Origin of the sequence: Methylocystis sp. B8, assembly GCF_005771425.1 — a bacterium.
GTDB lineage: Bacteria > Pseudomonadota > Alphaproteobacteria > Rhizobiales > Beijerinckiaceae > Methylocystis.
In genome coordinates, this window is record NZ_VBTZ01000002.1 from 231,099 (window position 1) to 246,121 (window position 15,023).

Genomic DNA, 15,023 nt, shown 5'->3' on the forward strand with positions numbered 1-15,023 from the left:
CGACAGGGAGACATTATAGGGCGCCGCCTCAGGGCTCGAAAATGACGATTGCGTGAAGAGTGGCTAAAGCGCGGATTAAGTTTCAGCAATGTGAATGGCGCGCCTCAAAGATCAACAACGCCGCTTTAGCTATTCCTATCTGAAAGATGATCCCGGCGCGAACTCACTTCGACATTCCGCCCAGCACCCCGCGCAAAATCTGCCGAGCGATCTGCGTGCCGGCGGAACGCGCCGCCGACTGAATCGCGGCGCGCGCCGCGAGTTCCGCAGGCGACATACGCTTTCTGTCGCCCTTGCCGAAAATGCCGCCCAATATGCCGCCGAGCGTCCCAAGGAGACCGCCGCCAGCGCCGGCGCTCGCGGGTTCGCCCTTCTCGGCGCGCGCCTGCAGCATTTCGAAGGCGGATTCGCGATCGACCATGGAATCGTATTTTCCAGCGAAGGAACTCGCCGCCATAACCGCCTGCCGCTCGTTTGGCGATATTGGTCCAACGCGCGCGGACGGCGGCGCGATCAGCGTTCGTTCGACCACTTCCGGCGTCCCCTTGGCGTCGAGCATTGAGACCAGCGCTTCGCCGACGCCAAGATGCATGATGACTTCGGCCTCGTCGATTTTCGGATTGTCGCGAAAGGTCTCAGCCGCGGCGCGCACCGCCTTTTGATCGCGCGGGGTAAATGCGCGCAGAACATGTTGGATGCGATTGCCAAGCTGGCCGAGCACTGTATCCGGCACGTCGAGCGGACTTTGCGTAATGAAGTAGACGCCGACGCCTTTCGACCGAATGAGCCGCACCACCTGCTCGATCGCGGACAGCAGCGCCTTTGGCGCGTCATTGAAGAGAAGATGCGCTTCGTCGAAAAAGAAGACGAGCTTCGGCTTGTCGAGATCGCCGACTTCCGGAAGAGTTTCGTATAGTTCGGAAAGCATCCAAAGAAGGAAGGTCGCATAGAGCCGCGGCGCGCGCATGAGTTTGTCCGCGGCGAGGATATTGATCACCCCGCGTCCGTCGCGATCGACCCGCAGAAAATCCATGATGTCGAGCGCGGGCTCGCCGAAGAATTTATCCCCGCCTTGCGACTCGAGCACCAGAAGCTGCCGCTGAATGGCGCCGACGCTCGCGGATGCGACATTTCCATATTTCGCCTTATATGTCGCGGCGTTCTCCGCGACATGCGCGAGCATCGCTCGTAGGTCCTTTAGATCGAGCAACAGCATGCCCTGCTCGTCCGCCGCCTTGAAAACGACGTTGAGCACGCCCTCTTGCGTGTCGTTAAGATCGAGCAGACGCGACAGCAGCAACGGCCCTACAGCGGATATGGAAGCCCGCACAGGGTGTCCCTCTTCGCCGAAGACATCCCAGAAGGCGACGGGAAAGCGGTCAGGCTCGTAAGGAATTCCAATCTCTTTGGCTCGAGCGACGAAGGGCGGTTTGCCGTCGCCAGGCTGCGACAGCCCGGCGAGGTCGCCTTTGACGTCGGCGAGAAAGACGGAGGTTCCAGCATTGGAAAAACCCTCCGCGAGCAACTGGAGCGAAACGGTCTTGCCTCCGCCCGTCGCGCCGGCGATCAAGCCGTGGCGATTGCCGAGCGCGAGCGTCAGATAGCGGTAGCTGCGAGGTTTCCCGTCCTTCTCGCTCGCGCCGACGAGGATCTTGCCGGGAACTGCGCCTGGTGTCTCGCTCATGGTGAAAGCGCTTTCGCAATCAGGAATCGGAATGTCTAAAGGCTACACCATCGGCGCTCGCGGCGCATATCCGCCCATTCGGCGAAGCTCACGTTCTGGCGGCGCTTGGCGAATGGAATTGGGCGGGATAAGTTCCCCGCCCTGGGAGAAAGTCCAATGAAGCTTCGCTTCGCGATGATCGGCGTCATCGCCGTCGCCAGCGTCGCGCAGGCGGTCGGCGCGACCAAACCGCGACCAGCCCCCGCGAAGCTGGCGCAAGCCGTCAATCTGGAGAACCAGCGTCTCGTTCCGCTGAAGAGCTTCGAGATCGTTATGACGGCAAAGGATAAGCCCGAAGAAATCGTCGTCGGCAAGATCGACAAGCCCCTGGCCGCTGGGGACCGCGCGCAATTCCCGATCACCGGCGCCAAGGGTTGTCTTTTTCAAGCGCGATGGGCGTTCGACGACGCGAAAGATTCCGGCGACGTGGACTTGTGCAATGACGCCCATATAGTTTTCGCGGACTGACCTACTCGCGGCCCGCGCGGCGGAGCCGCACCGGCGATGCGCCGCTCAATGACAACAATCGCAGGAAACGCACGATGGCCAATGGATCGAAGGGTGGCGCAAAAGGATTAAAGCGCGGCGCAAAGGGCGCGCAATCTTCGAATGGACCAAATGTCTCCAAGCCGCTGCTGATTGGCGTCGGCGCCGTCTTCGCAGCCGTGTTCGCCGCCTTCGTCTTTTTCACCAGCGGCAAGTCCACGACGTCGACGGAAACGATCGGCGGACCTTTTCAGCTTACCGCTCACACCGGGCAGCAGGTGACCGAGCAAGACTTCCTCGGGCGTCCCTTCCTGGTCTTCTTCGGCTATACGCACTGCCCCGATATTTGCCACACAACGCTCTTTGAGATGTCGGAGATCCTGCGGGCGATGGGCCCGGACGCGAAGGTCGGCGCGCTGTTCGTCACCGTCGATCCCGAGCGAGACACGCCCGAAACGCTCAAGGACTATCTCTCCAATTTCGATCCGCGCATCATCGGCGTCACGGGGCCGCGCGCTTCGGTTGATCCCGTGCTGCGCGAATATCGCATCTTCTCGAAGCGCGCCGGCAAGGATGAGGATTATTCCGTCGACCACACCACCGTCGTTTATCTGATGGACAAGAACGGCCGCTTCGTAGCGCCGTTCAACGTGGCGCGTCGGCCGGCGGAAGCCGCGCGTGAGCTTCAGCGTTATCTTTAGCGCTCGTCCGGTCGGTCTCGGAGAGCGCGCGAAAGGCCGCAGCGCAAGAGAAATATTTTCGTTAAGCCGCAATTTTCCAACTCGCGACTCATATGGCCTTTGCGCTAGCATGTGAGCATGCTTCGACTCCTGCGCGAAGGACCGGCCCCGACGGGCGGCGCGTCGACTCTCATATTGGTTCATGCCGGCGAAACGATTCTCGTCGCTCTGCGCCGCTCGCAGAATGCGCGACGGTTTACATTGCGCGTGCGCTTCGCCAAGCGCGACGCTGTCTTGACCATGCCGCAGCGGGCCGCTTTGCGCGATGCGCGCGATTTTGCTCAGCGTCACGCCGCCTGGATTGCGGCGCGACTAAACAGGCTGCCCGAAACCATACCTTTCGCACATGGTTCGGTCGCGCCTCTTCGCGGCGTCGATCATCTGATCGCCCATCATCCTGAGCTCCGCGGCGTCACCTGGATCGAACCGCGGGAGGACTTCGAGGTTCCCTTCACGCTTTGCGTCGCCGGCCAGGCGGCGCATGTGCATCGGCGCGTTCAGGATCATTTTAAGCGCGAGGCGCGCCGCGACCTTGAAGACGCGGTCGCACGCCACACCACTGCCCTGAGCCTTCCGCCGCGCGGCGTCGGCCTCCGTGATACGATCAGCCGATGGGGATCGTGCTCCGCTTCAGGCGCGCTAAATTTTTCATGGCGGCTGATCATGGCGCCGCCCTTCGTCCTCGACTACCTCGCCGCGCATGAGGTTGCGCATCTGGCGCATCTCGACCACTCGCCGCGATTTTGGAAGCTCACTCGGCGGCTTTGCGCCGACACCGACCGCGCCGAAGCCTGGCTCTCGGCGCATGGCGCGCATCTCCATAAATATGGAGCCAAGGCGCGGTGATCGGGCGACGAAGCCGGCTCGGACTCGCCCTGCTCCTGCCGCTATAATCTCAGCCAAGCGTTTTCGTCGCGCGCGTCTCGACAGCTGAGCCGGTCTATCATTAGAAATTCGATATTCGCCGCGATAATGATCAAACCAAGGCGGGCGCGACGAATCCTTCGCTAATCGCATCCCCGCGATCCGCCGATTTGAACAAAGGAGTGGCCGATGAGCCAGAGCGCTGGCTGTGACCCGACAGCGACGTCGCGCCCGCCCTGGTCCATGGTGGCTCAGGCCCGCGCGCGAGGGGCGCTGCTTGACGCGCTCGTGCGCCGGGCGCAGGCGCTGCCGCCCATTCGCATGGGCGTCATCCATCCTTGCGACGCTCGCTCGATCGAAGGCGCGATCGCCGCGCGCGACCGAGGTCTGATCGTGCCGACCTTTATTGGACCGCGCGCGAAAATCGAAGCTGCCGCGAGCGCCAGCGGCGTCTCGCTTGAAGGCGTCGAGATCGTCGATGCGCCACATAGCCATGCGGCGGCGGATCAGGCGGTCGAACTTGTGCGCCGCGGCCGGCTCCACGCGCTGATGAAGGGGGCGCTGCATACCGATGAGCTGATGACCGCCGTCGTCCGGGATGGCGCCGGCCTGCGCACCGACCGACGGATCAGCCACGTCTTCGTCATCGACACGCCAACCTATCACAAGCTGCTGCTCGTCACCGACGCCGCGATCAACATCGCGCCGACTCTCGATATCAAGCGGGACATCGTGCGTAATGCGGTTGACCTCGCGCACGCGATTGGCATCGAGCGGCCGAAGGTGGCGCTGCTTTCGGCGGTGGAGACGGTCGAAGGCAAAATTCCTTCGACCATCGAGGCGGCGGCGCTCTGCAAGATGGCTGACCGCGGCCAGATCGCCGGCGCCGAGCTCGACGGGCCGCTGGCCTTCGACAACGCCATCTCCCGCGACGCCGCCGACGCCAAGCAAATAGACTCTGCGGTCGCCGGCGACGCAGACATCCTCGTCGCGCCTGACCTTGAGGCCGGCAATATTCTGGCGAAGCAGCTCGTCTTTCTCGGCGGCGCCGATACGGCGGGGCTGGTGCTCGGCGCGCGCGTGCCGATCGTGCTGACGAGCCGCGCCGATGACGTTCAATCCCGCGTCGTGTCTTCGGCGCTGGCGCAAATTTTCACTCACCGGCCGCGCGCCACGCCTTAGCGTTCTCGACAGAACGCCCCCCGCGTGGCAAAACCGCCGCCGCCCGACAAGATTTCCCAAAAAGGGCGGCTGACCTTCGCCCGCATGCTTCGAGACGGCTCCTGCGGAGCCTCCCCAGCATGAGGGCGGCAGCGGCGCGCTTTACGTTTCCCCATCCTGAGGAGCCCGCGGAGCGGGCGTCTCGAAGGACGAGGAAACGTCCACATTAGAAACCAATATGACCGATATCGCCAAACTCGAAGAAGATACGCTGCGCCAGATTGACGAGGCCGCCGACGAGGCGGCGCTCGAAGCCGTGCGTCTCGCCGCGCTCGGCAAAAAAGGCGCGATTTCGGCGCTGCTCGCGACGCTCGGCAAAATGTCGCCCGAGGACCGCAAAACCGAGGGCGCGAAGATCAACGCGCTCAAAGACAAGGCGGTTGAGGCGATCGCTGCGCGACGCGAGTCGCTCGCCGAAACGGCGCTGGAACTGCGCCTTAAGGCCGAGACGCTCGATGTAACGCTGCCGGCCGCGACGAGCCCGCTGGAGCGGGGGCGCATTCATCCCATTTCGCAGGTGACGGACGAACTTGCGATCATCTTCGCCGACATGGGTTTCGCCGTCGCCGAAGGGCCGGATATCGAGAGCGACGATTACAACTTCACCAAGCTCAACTTCCCCGAGGGACATCCTGCGCGGGAGATGCAGGACACATTCTTTCTGACGGCTGAGTCCGGCGAGAAACGGCTGCTGCGCACCCATACGAGTCCGGTGCAGGTGCGCACCATGCTGTCGCAAAAGCCGCCGATCCGCGTCATCTGTCCCGGCCGGGTCTATCGCTGCGACTTCGACCAGACCCACACGCCGATGTTCCATCAGATCGAGGGACTCGTCATCGACGAGACGACGCATCTTGGGCATCTCAAATGGACTCTCGAGGAGTTCTTAAAGAGCTTCTTCGAAGTGAAGGGCGTGAAGCTGCGCTTTCGTCCGTCCTTCTTCCCCTTCACAGAACCGTCGATGGAGGTCGACGTTCAGTGCCGGAGGCAAGGCGGAGAAATCCGCTTCGGTGAGGGCGAGGACTGGATGGAGATTTTGGGCTGCGGCATGGTGCATCCCAATGTGCTCAGGAATTGCGGCATCGATCCGGACCGCTATCAAGGCTTCGCCTTCGGCGTCGGCGTCGATCGTCTCGCCATGCTGAAATATGGCATGTCGGATCTGCGCGCCTTCTTTGACGCCGACACCCGCTGGCTGGAGCATTATGGATTCAGACCGCTCGACTTCCCCTCGCTCGCCGGCGGGTTGAGCAGCTAACGACAATCTCCCCCCCGTCATGGCCGGGCTTGTCCCGGCCATCCACGCCGAGACATTGCGAAACAAAGAGAACGCACCAACCATGTCGCCAACGCCTTTGACATATGCGCAGCCCCGCGGCGTGGATGCCCGCGACAAGCGCGGGCATGACGAGCCCTTGGCGCCGGCGCTCGATAACTTCAAAGTTCGCGGCAAATGAAATTCACCCTCTCCTGGCTCAAGGAACATCTCGACACGTCGGCTTCGCTCAGCGAGATCGTCGAAACGCTGACGCGCATCGGCCTCGAAGTCGAATATGTGCATGACCCCGCCGCGCTGCTGAAAGACTTCACCATCGCCAAGGTGATCGAGGCGAAGCCGCATCCAAACGCCGACCGTCTGCGCGTCTGCATGGTCGATACGGGAACGGGCGCGCCAGTGCAGGTCGTCTGCGGCGCGCCGAATGCGCGCACCGGCATGAAGAGCGTCTTCTCGACGCCGGGAACTTACATCCCCGGAAAGAAGATCACGCTCGGCAAAGGCGTCATCCGCGGCGTCGAGTCGCTTGGCATGCTGTGCTCTTCGGCCGAACTCGAACTTTCCAACGATCATGAAGGGATCATCGATCTGCCTGAGGACGCGCCGGTCGGCGCCGTCTATGCGCAATGGGCCGGGCTCGACGATCCGATCATCGAGATCAATCTGACGCCCAACCGCCCCGACGCCGCCGGCGTCTACGGCATTGCGCGCGACCTCGCCGCGGCGGAACTCGGCGTCCTTAAGAACAAGGACATTTTGCCGGTCGAGGGCAAATTCCCCTGCCCCGTCGGCGTGACGCTCGACTTCAAAGAAGAAGACAAGCATCTCGCGCCTTTCCTCGGCCTGCGTCTCGTGCGCGGCGTCAAGAACGTTCAGAGCCCCGCCTGGCTGCAGGCGCGCTTACGCGAGATCGGCCTTCGCCCGATCAATGCGCTTGTCGACATCACCAATTTCTTGACCTTCGACCGCGCCCGCCCGCTTCACGTCTTCGACGCGAAAAAGGTGAAAGGCGACCTCGTCGTGCGCCGCGCGAAGAAAGGCGAGACGCTGCTCGCGCTCGACGGGCGAACCTATGAGCTCGACGAGAGCATGGTCGTCATCTGCGACGACAATGGTCCTGAGTCGCTTGCGGGGGTCATGGGCGGTGAAGCGTCCGGCTGCGATGAATCAACCACCGACGTGCTCATCGAGACGGCCTTGTGGGACCCGATGAATATCGCGCACACCGGCCGCAAACTCGGCATCGTCACCGACGCGCGCTATCGTTTCGAACGCGGCGTCGATCCCGCCTTTGCGCTGCCGGGCATCGAATTGGCGACCCAACTCGTGCTCGAATTCTGCGGCGGCGAGCCGTCTGAACTCACGCTCGCCGGCGCCGTGCCTCGCACGCCGCGCGTCATCGATTTCCCTTGGGGCGAGATCAAACGTCTCGCCGGAATCGACGTCGAGCCCGCGCAAGCGATCGTGATTCTCGAACGCCTCGGCTTCACCGTTGAGAAGTCTGGCGCGGGTGCGCGCATCGCCGTTCCCACATGGCGCCCGGACATTGAGGGCAAGGCCGACATCGTCGAGGAAGTCGTGCGCCTGATCGGCGTCGACAATGTGCCTTCGACGCCGCTGCCGCGCGCCGACGGCGTCGCGCCGCCGGTGCTGACGTTGATGCAGAAGCGCGCCCGCAACGCCCGCCGCGCGCTCGCCGGCCAGGGGCTCGTCGAGGCGGTGACATGGTCGTTCGTCTCCAAAGAGCAGGCGGAGGCGTTTGGCGGCGGCAAGTCGGCGCTGGCGCTCGCCAATCCGATCGCCGCCGATCTTTCCGACATGCGGCCGAGCCTGTTGCCTGGTCTCGTCGCGGCGGCCGGCCGTAACGCCGCACGCGGGCTCGGCGATCAAAACCTCTTCGAGGTGGGCCAGATCTTTCTCGACGCCGCCGAGACCGGCCAGCGCATCGCGGCCGCGGGCGTGCGGCGCGGACTGGCCGGCGCTGGGCGTCACTGGTCCGCGCGTGGGCGCGAAGCAGGCGCATTCGACGCCAAGGAAGACGCGATGGCGCTGCTCGGCGCACTCGGCGTCCCGACCGGCGGCTTGCAGATCGTTTCAGGCGGCCCCCCATGGTTTCATCCGGGCCGTTCAGCGACGCTGCAATTCGGGCCGAAGACGATCGTCGGCCATTTCGGCGAATTGCACCCCCGAGCGCTGAAAACCATGGACGTCGAGGGACCGGTCGCGGCTTTCGAGATCATTCTCGACACGCTCCCCGCCCCAAAGGCGAAGCCGACAAAGATCAAGCCGAAACTTGATATTTCAGATCTTCAGCCGGTTTCACGCGATTTCGCCTTCATCGTCGATCAGGCCAGCCAGACTGGCGATTTGGTGAAGGCCGCGCAGAGCGCTGACCGGACCCTGATCGCTGACGTCGCCGTTTTCGACGTCTATGAAGGCAAGGGCGTTCCCGAGGGCAAAAAATCGATCGGCCTCGCCGTCACCTTGCAGCCGCGCGAGAAGACGCTGACCGACACAGAGATCGAGGCGGTGGCGCAGAAAATCGTAGCTGAGGCGGAAAAGAAATGCGGCGCGACGCTCAGAGGATGACCAACCGCCATGATGCGCTGGCGCTCGCAATGCTGCTCAGCGCCTTCGCCGTTCCCGCCCTCGCCGCGCCGCGATCGATCGCCGACTGCGAGAAGATTCAGGACGCCGACGCCTACAACCGCTGCCTCGCCTCTTTTGGGCCGACGCGGGGTCAGCACGGCGCAACCTATCCCGGCATGGCCTCGGAAGGCGGCGGGGGCGGCAAAGGCTCGGGCCACGCCTCCCGCGCGGCGTCGCGCTTCGGAGGAACCCAGCTGTCCTATGGCCGCGGCGGCCGCATGCGTTTGGAATTCACGCCAGGACGACGGTGATTGCCGGCGTTAATGCCATTGAATAAAGCGAAAAACACGATTTTTGCCTCTTGGCAAACCGCTCAGGCCCCCTTAAATAAGGCCCTCCGGGGCTGGCCAATCGACCTGCGGCCCCGTTTTCAGATTTGAGCTTCCGCCTGAACCGAAGTCGCTTCAAGGACTTAGGAAAGGGCGGTGGATAGGCCGGCGGACCCGGGGTTCTTCCTCGTGTCTTGTCCGGCCATGTCCTGTCCGAGACTGCCGGCGCGCGCAAGGGGCTTTACGCCCTGAAGCGGCTCAATCAGCCCGATCGAAGACGGAGCGATCCGTCGGTCTTGAAGGCGGCCTGCATAGACGGGGAAACCGGAATTTTAAAGGCGCAACCGGCTCGCCCCGCAAGCGTCCTTCGAATTTGGTTCGCGCCCCTTCAACCGCCGCGGCTCGCCCGTGACGGGGACAGGATCTACGGCGCCGCTCGCCTCAAGCGAGCGGCATGTCGCAACCGGCGGGATTTTCCCGCCAGTAGAGAGAGCAACCGTGGACAGAGCGGAGAAACAGGAAGCGGTCGCGGCGTTGCGCGAAGTCTTTTCGAAGACTGGCGTCGTCGTCGTCGCTCACTACTCCGGCCTGACCGTGGCCCAGCTGCAAAACCTGCGCAAGCAGGCCCGCAATGCTGGCGCGACGGTTCAGGTCGCAAAGAACCGCCTCGCCAAGATCGCTCTCGATGGCGCCGACGTCGCCTCCATCGCGCCCCTGCTCAAGGGGCCGACCCTGATCGCCTATTCGGACGATCCGGTGGCGGCGCCGAAAGTCGCCGTGGCTTTCGCTAAGGATCACAACAAGTTTGTCATCCTCGGCGGCGCCATGGGCAAGACTGCTCTGAATCCGGACAGCGTCAAGTCGCTCGCGACGATGCCGTCCCTCGACGAACTGCGCGGCAAGCTCGTGGGCCTCATCCAGGCGCCTGCGACCAAGATCGCTCAGCTCTCCACCGCGCCGGCCGCCAAGCTGGCGCGCGTGTTCGGAGCCTACGCCAACCGAGACGCGGCCTAAGAGGCCATCACGCAGAACCAAATTCAAAGGACGTCTATCATGGCAAATCTGGAAAAGATCGTCGAAGACCTCTCGGCGCTTACCGTTCTCGAAGCGGCTGAGCTCGCCAAGATGCTTGAAGAGAAGTGGGGCGTTTCCGCCGCCGCCGCTGTCGCCGTCGCCGCCGCGCCTGGCGCGGGTGGCGGAGCCGCCGCTCCGGCAGCCGAGGAGAAGACCGAGTTCAACGTGATCCTGGCTGCGGCCGGCGAGAAGAAGATCGAGGTCATTAAGGAGGTCCGCGCGATCACCGGCCTTGGCCTGAAGGAAGCCAAGGACCTGGTCGAAGGCGCGCCCAAGCCCCTCAAGGAAGGCGCGGGCAAGGAAGAGGCCGAGAAGATCAAAGCCGCCCTCGAGAAGGTCGGCGCCAAGGTCGAACTCAAGTAATTCCTTCCGCCGCCGCTTATGGCGGCGCTGCGATTGCCGCAGTCCCGGCGCGCCGGGGCTGCGGCCAACAAACAAAAGGGCGCTCACGAACGCGGAACCCACGCCGCAATGAAGAGCGCCTGACGGGCAAGGGACCTCTCGCAGCGGGACGGTCGGCCCTCATGAAGAAAGAGGCTCGAAAGGCGACATGGCTCAGACGTCGGCGAGGAAGTTCACCGGTCGCAAGCGCATCCGCAAATTCTTCGGACATATCCGCGAAGCCGCGGAAATGCCCAATCTGATCGAGGTCCAGAAGGCCTCCTACGATCAGTTCCTCCTTGTCGACGAGCCGAAAGGCGGCCGTGCTGACGAGGGGCTGCAGGCTGTCTTCAAGTCCGTCTTTCCGATCTCCGACTTTTCGCAGGTCTCCCTGCTCGAATTTGTGCGCTACGAATTCGAAGCGCCGAAATATGACGTCGACGAATGCCGCCAGCGCGGCATGACCTACGCTGCGCCGCTCAAAGTGACGCTGCGCCTTATCGTGTTCGACGTCGATCCCGACACGCAGGCGAAGTCGGTCAAGGACATCAAGGAGCAGGACGTCTACATGGGCGACATGCCCTTCATGACGTCGAACGGCACCTTCGTCGTCAATGGCACCGAGCGCGTCATCGTCTCGCAGATGCATCGCTCGCCGGGCGTGTTCTTCGACCACGACAAGGGCAAGAGCCATTCTTCGGGCAAGCTGCTGTTCGCCGCCCGCATCATTCCCTATCGCGGCTCCTGGCTCGACATTGAGTTCGACGCCAAGGACATCGTCTACGCGCGCATCGACCGCCGCCGCAAAATTCCGGTGACGTCGCTGCTGTTTGCGCTCGGCCTCGACGGCGAAGAGATTCTTTCGACCTTCTACAAGACGATCCCCTACACGCAGGACGGCGAGAACTGGCGCATGCCCTTCGACGCCGAACGTCTGAAGGGCGTGAAGGCTGTCGCCGATATGATCGACGCCGACACCGGCCAGGTCATTCTCGAAGCCGGCAAGAAGCTCGCCGTGCGCGCCGCGCGTCAGCTCGCCGAAAAGGGCGTGAAGGCGATCCGCGTCGCGCCCGAGGACCTCTACGGACAATATCTCGCGCAGGACCTCTTCGACCCGGCCACCGGGGAGATCTTCGCGGAAGCCGGCGACGAGATCACCGCCAAGACGCTGCCGTCGCTGATCGAAAAAGGCTTCGACGAACTGCCTGTGCTCGACATTGATCATATCAACGTCGGCCCCTACATCCGAAACACGCTCGCGGTCGACAAGAATTCGAGCCGCGAGGAAGCGCTGTTCGACATCTATCGCGTCATGCGCCCGGGCGAGCCGCCGACGATGGACACGGCGGAGAACATGTTCCATTCGCTGTTCTTCGATCCGGAACGCTACGATCTCTCGGCCGTCGGCCGCGTGAAGATGAACATGCGCCTCGATCTCGACGCGCCGGACACGACGCGGACGCTTCGTCGCGAAGACATCCTCGCTGTCGTCAAGGCGCTCGTCGATCTGCGCGACGGCCGCGGCGAAATCGACGACATCGACCATCTCGGCAACCGTCGCGTGCGCTCGGTCGGCGAGCTGATGGAGAATCAGTATCGCCTCGGCCTGCTGCGCATGGAGCGCGCCATCAAGGAGCGTATGTCGTCCGTCGATATCGACACGGTCATGCCGCAGGACCTGATCAACGCCAAGCCGGCGGCGGCCGCCGTACGCGAGTTCTTCGGCTCGTCGCAGCTGTCGCAGTTCATGGACCAGACCAATCCGCTGTCGGAGATCACGCATAAGCGTCGTCTCTCGGCGCTTGGTCCGGGCGGCCTGACGCGCGAACGCGCCGGCTTCGAGGTGCGCGACGTGCACCCGACGCATTACGGCCGCATCTGCCCGATCGAGACGCCGGAAGGTCCGAACATCGGCCTGATCAATTCGCTCGCGACCTTCGCGCGCGTCAACAAATACGGCTTCATCGAAGCGCCTTACCGTCGCGTGCGCGATGGCAAGGTGACGGGCGAGGTCGCCTATCTCTCGGCGATGGAAGAGGCGAAATATCACGTCGCGCAGGCGAATGCGCCTGTCGACAAGAACGGCAATTTGACGGAAGACCTCGTGCTCTGTCGTCACGCCGGCGACGTGATGCTTGTGCCGCGAGAGAAGGTCGACGCGATGGACGTGTCGCCCAAGCAGCTCGTCTCGGTGGCCGCAGCGCTGATTCCGTTCCTTGAGAACGACGACGCCAACCGTGCGCTGATGGGCTCGAACATGCAACGCCAGGCGGTGCCGCTGGTGAAGGCCGATGCGCCGCTCGTCGGCACCGGCATGGAGCCGATCGTCGCGCGCGACTCAGGCGCCGCGATCTCGGCGCGCCGCACCGGCGTTGTCGATCAGATCGACGCGACGCGTATCGTCATCCGCGCGACGGAAGAGCTCGACCCGGCGAAGCCTGGCGTCGACATCTATCGGCTGATGAAGTTCCAGCGCTCGAACCAGTCGACCTGCATCAACCAGAAGCCGCTCGTTCGCGTCGGCGACCTCGTGCAGAAGGGCGACATCATCGCCGACGGCCCGTCGACGGACCTTGGCGATCTGGCGCTCGGACGCAATGTGCTCGTCGCCTTCATGCCGTGGAACGGCTACAACTTCGAGGATTCGATCCTCCTCAACGAACGCATCGTCAAGGATGACGTATTCACCTCTATTCACATCGATGAATTCGAGGTGATGGCGCGCGACACGAAGCTCGGTCCGGAAGAGATCACCCGCGATATTCCCAACGTCTCCGAAGAGACCTTAAAGAATCTCGACGAGGCGGGCATTGTCTATATCGGCGCCGAGGTGCAGGCGGGCGACATACTCGTCGGCAAGATCACGCCTAAGGGCGAAAGCCCGATGACGCCGGAAGAGAAGCTTCTGCGCGCCATCTTCGGCGAGAAGGCCTCCGACGTGCGCGATACGTCGCTACGCGTGCCGCCGGGCGTGCAAGGAACGATCGTCGAAGTGCGCGTCTTCAACCGCCACGGCGTTGAGAAGGACGAGCGCGCTCAGGCGATCGAGCGCGAGGAGATCGAGCGTCTTGCCAAGGACCGCGACGACGAGCTCGCGATCCTCGACCGCAACGTCTATGCGCGTCTCTCCGAGACGCTCATCGGCAAGGTCGCCGTCGCCGGCCCCAAGTCCTTCAAGAAGGGCGATAAGCTGACGCAGGCGACCCTCGACGAATATCCCCGCTCGCAGTGGTGGACCTTCGTCGTCGAAGACGACGCGCTGATGGCCTCGATCGAAGCCGTGCGCAAGCAATATGACGAGTCGAAGAAGGGGCTTGAAAACCGCTTCCTCGACAAGGTCGAGAAATTGCAGCGCGGCGACGAACTGCCGCCCGGCGTGATGAAGATGGTCAAGGTCTTCGTCGCCGTGAAGCGCAAGATTCAGCCCGGCGACAAGATGGCCGGCCGTCACGGCAACAAGGGCGTCGTCTCGCGCATTGTGCCGCAGGAGGACATGCCCTTCCTCGAGGACGGAACGCCCGTCGACATCGTGCTCAACCCGCTCGGCGTGCCGAGCCGCATGAACGTCGGACAGATTCTCGAGACGCATCTCGGCTGGGCCTGCGCCGGTCTCGGCAAGCAGGTCGCGCAGGCGGTCGACGCCTATTATCGCAGCAAGGATGTCAAGCCTTTGCGCAAGACGTTGACTGAGATCTACGGCGACGACCGGGAACTCGCCTCGCTCGACGAGACGAGCCTCGTCGAAGTCGGCAAGGATTTGAAGCGCGGCGTGCCGATCGCGACGCCGGTCTTCGACGGCGCGCGCGAGAAGGACATCGTCGACATGCTGGCGAAGGCCGGACTTTCATCCTCCGGCCAGGTGACGCTCTTCGACGGGCGCACCGGCGAGACCTTCGACCGCAAGGTGACCGTCGGCTACATCTATATGCTGAAGCTGCATCACCTCGTCGACGACAAGATTCACGCGCGCTCGATCGGCCCCTACTCGCTCGTCACCCAGCAGCCGCTGGGCGGCAAGGCGCAGTTCGGCGGGCAACGCTTCGGCGAAATGGAGGTCTGGGCGCTCGAAGCCTATGGCGCCGCCTACACGCTGCAGGAGATGCTGACCGTGAAGTCGGACGACGTCGCCGGCCGCACCAAGGTCTATGAGTCGATCGTGCGCGGCGACGACACCTTCGAGTCGGGCATTCCGGAGAGCTTCAACGTGCTCATCAAGGAAATGCGTTCGTTGGCGCTCAACGTCGAACTGACCAATGCGGCGCCGGAAGAGGAAGCGCCGCCGACGGCGCCTGCAGAGGCGGCGGAGTAATCCCTGCCGATGCAGCTGCAAGACGTCATTG

The 15,023-nt window shown here is 63.4% G+C and carries 11 protein-coding genes; 10 read left to right on the top strand and 1 reads right to left on the bottom strand.

Annotated elements, in window-relative coordinates; genetic code table 11:
* Nucleotides 1–163: 163 nt before the first annotated feature.
* Complete coding sequence (locus FEV16_RS05985) at nt 164–1,684, bottom strand: helicase HerA-like domain-containing protein (protein WP_138166726.1); 1,521 nt, start codon at nt 1,682–1,684, stop codon at nt 164–166.
* A 156-nt stretch (nt 1,685–1,840) separates the two neighbouring features.
* On the opposite strand from FEV16_RS05985, the gene FEV16_RS05990 reads away from it, so the two are divergent.
* From FEV16_RS05990 to rpoB, 10 genes are all read left to right on the top strand, one after another.
* Nucleotides 1,841–2,191, top strand: coding sequence for a hypothetical protein (locus FEV16_RS05990; protein WP_138166727.1), 351 nt, complete (start codon nt 1,841–1,843; stop codon nt 2,189–2,191).
* A 74-nt stretch (nt 2,192–2,265) separates the two neighbouring features.
* Nucleotides 2,266–2,910, top strand: a complete 645-nt coding sequence (locus FEV16_RS05995) for an SCO family protein (RefSeq protein ID WP_138166728.1) — start codon at nt 2,266–2,268, stop codon at nt 2,908–2,910.
* A gap of 117 nt (nt 2,911–3,027) precedes the next feature.
* Nucleotides 3,028–3,795: a SprT family zinc-dependent metalloprotease gene (locus tag FEV16_RS06000; protein WP_138166729.1), complete on the top strand. Its 768-nt coding sequence runs from the start codon at nt 3,028–3,030 to the stop codon at nt 3,793–3,795.
* Nucleotides 3,796–4,002: 207 nt separating this feature from the next.
* Nucleotides 4,003–4,995 carry a bifunctional enoyl-CoA hydratase/phosphate acetyltransferase gene (locus FEV16_RS06005; protein ID WP_246657195.1) on the top strand — a complete coding sequence of 331 codons (993 nt, stop codon included), beginning with the start codon at nt 4,003–4,005 and terminating at the stop codon, nt 4,993–4,995.
* Between the two features lie 217 nt (nt 4,996–5,212).
* Entirely contained in the window at nt 5,213–6,292 is a 1,080-nt protein-coding gene (pheS, locus tag FEV16_RS06010; protein WP_138166730.1) for a phenylalanine--tRNA ligase subunit alpha, read from the top strand.
* A gap of 195 nt (nt 6,293–6,487) precedes the next feature.
* Nucleotides 6,488–8,899 carry a phenylalanine--tRNA ligase subunit beta gene (gene pheT, locus FEV16_RS06015; RefSeq protein ID WP_138166731.1) on the top strand — a complete coding sequence of 804 codons (2,412 nt, stop codon included), beginning with the start codon at nt 6,488–6,490 and terminating at the stop codon, nt 8,897–8,899.
* Nucleotides 8,896–9,210, top strand: a complete 315-nt coding sequence (locus FEV16_RS06020; RefSeq protein ID WP_138166732.1) for a hypothetical protein — start codon at nt 8,896–8,898, stop codon at nt 9,208–9,210. Before pheT ends, FEV16_RS06020 begins: the two co-directional genes overlap by 4 nt.
* 516 nt (nt 9,211–9,726) lie before the next feature.
* Complete coding sequence (gene rplJ / locus FEV16_RS06025) at nt 9,727–10,242, top strand: 50S ribosomal protein L10 (RefSeq protein WP_138166733.1); 516 nt, start codon at nt 9,727–9,729, stop codon at nt 10,240–10,242.
* A gap of 39 nt (nt 10,243–10,281) precedes the next feature.
* Nucleotides 10,282–10,665: a 50S ribosomal protein L7/L12 gene (rplL, locus tag FEV16_RS06030; RefSeq protein WP_138166734.1), complete on the top strand. Its 384-nt coding sequence runs from the start codon at nt 10,282–10,284 to the stop codon at nt 10,663–10,665.
* A 187-nt stretch (nt 10,666–10,852) separates the two neighbouring features.
* The gene (gene rpoB, locus FEV16_RS06035) at nt 10,853–14,992 is read left to right on the top strand and encodes a DNA-directed RNA polymerase subunit beta (RefSeq protein ID WP_138166735.1); all 4,140 of its coding nucleotides are present in this window, start codon (nt 10,853–10,855) and stop codon (nt 14,990–14,992) included.
* The last annotated feature ends 31 nt before the right edge of the window (nt 14,993–15,023 follow it).

What these genes read in the sequence shown, in the direction of transcription:
- FEV16_RS05995 (WP_138166728.1), top strand. Translation starts at nt 2,266, where the DNA reads ATGGCCAATGGATCGAAGGGTGGCGCAAAAGGATTAAAGCGCGGCGCA.
- FEV16_RS06020 (WP_138166732.1), top strand. Translation starts at nt 8,896, where the DNA reads ATGACCAACCGCCATGATGCGCTGGCGCTCGCAATGCTGCTCAGCGCC.
- rpoB (WP_138166735.1), top strand. Translation starts at nt 10,853, where the DNA reads ATGGCTCAGACGTCGGCGAGGAAGTTCACCGGTCGCAAGCGCATCCGC.
- FEV16_RS05990 (WP_138166727.1), top strand. Translation starts at nt 1,841, where the DNA reads ATGAAGCTTCGCTTCGCGATGATCGGCGTCATCGCCGTCGCCAGCGTC.
- pheT (WP_138166731.1), top strand. Translation starts at nt 6,488, where the DNA reads ATGAAATTCACCCTCTCCTGGCTCAAGGAACATCTCGACACGTCGGCT.
- FEV16_RS05985 (WP_138166726.1), bottom strand. Translation starts at nt 1,684, where the DNA reads ATGAGCGAGACACCAGGCGCAGTTCCCGGCAAGATCCTCGTCGGCGCG.
- rplL (WP_138166734.1), top strand. Translation starts at nt 10,282, where the DNA reads ATGGCAAATCTGGAAAAGATCGTCGAAGACCTCTCGGCGCTTACCGTT.
- FEV16_RS06005 (WP_246657195.1), top strand. Translation starts at nt 4,003, where the DNA reads ATGAGCCAGAGCGCTGGCTGTGACCCGACAGCGACGTCGCGCCCGCCC.
- pheS (WP_138166730.1), top strand. Translation starts at nt 5,213, where the DNA reads ATGACCGATATCGCCAAACTCGAAGAAGATACGCTGCGCCAGATTGAC.
- FEV16_RS06000 (WP_138166729.1), top strand. Translation starts at nt 3,028, where the DNA reads ATGCTTCGACTCCTGCGCGAAGGACCGGCCCCGACGGGCGGCGCGTCG.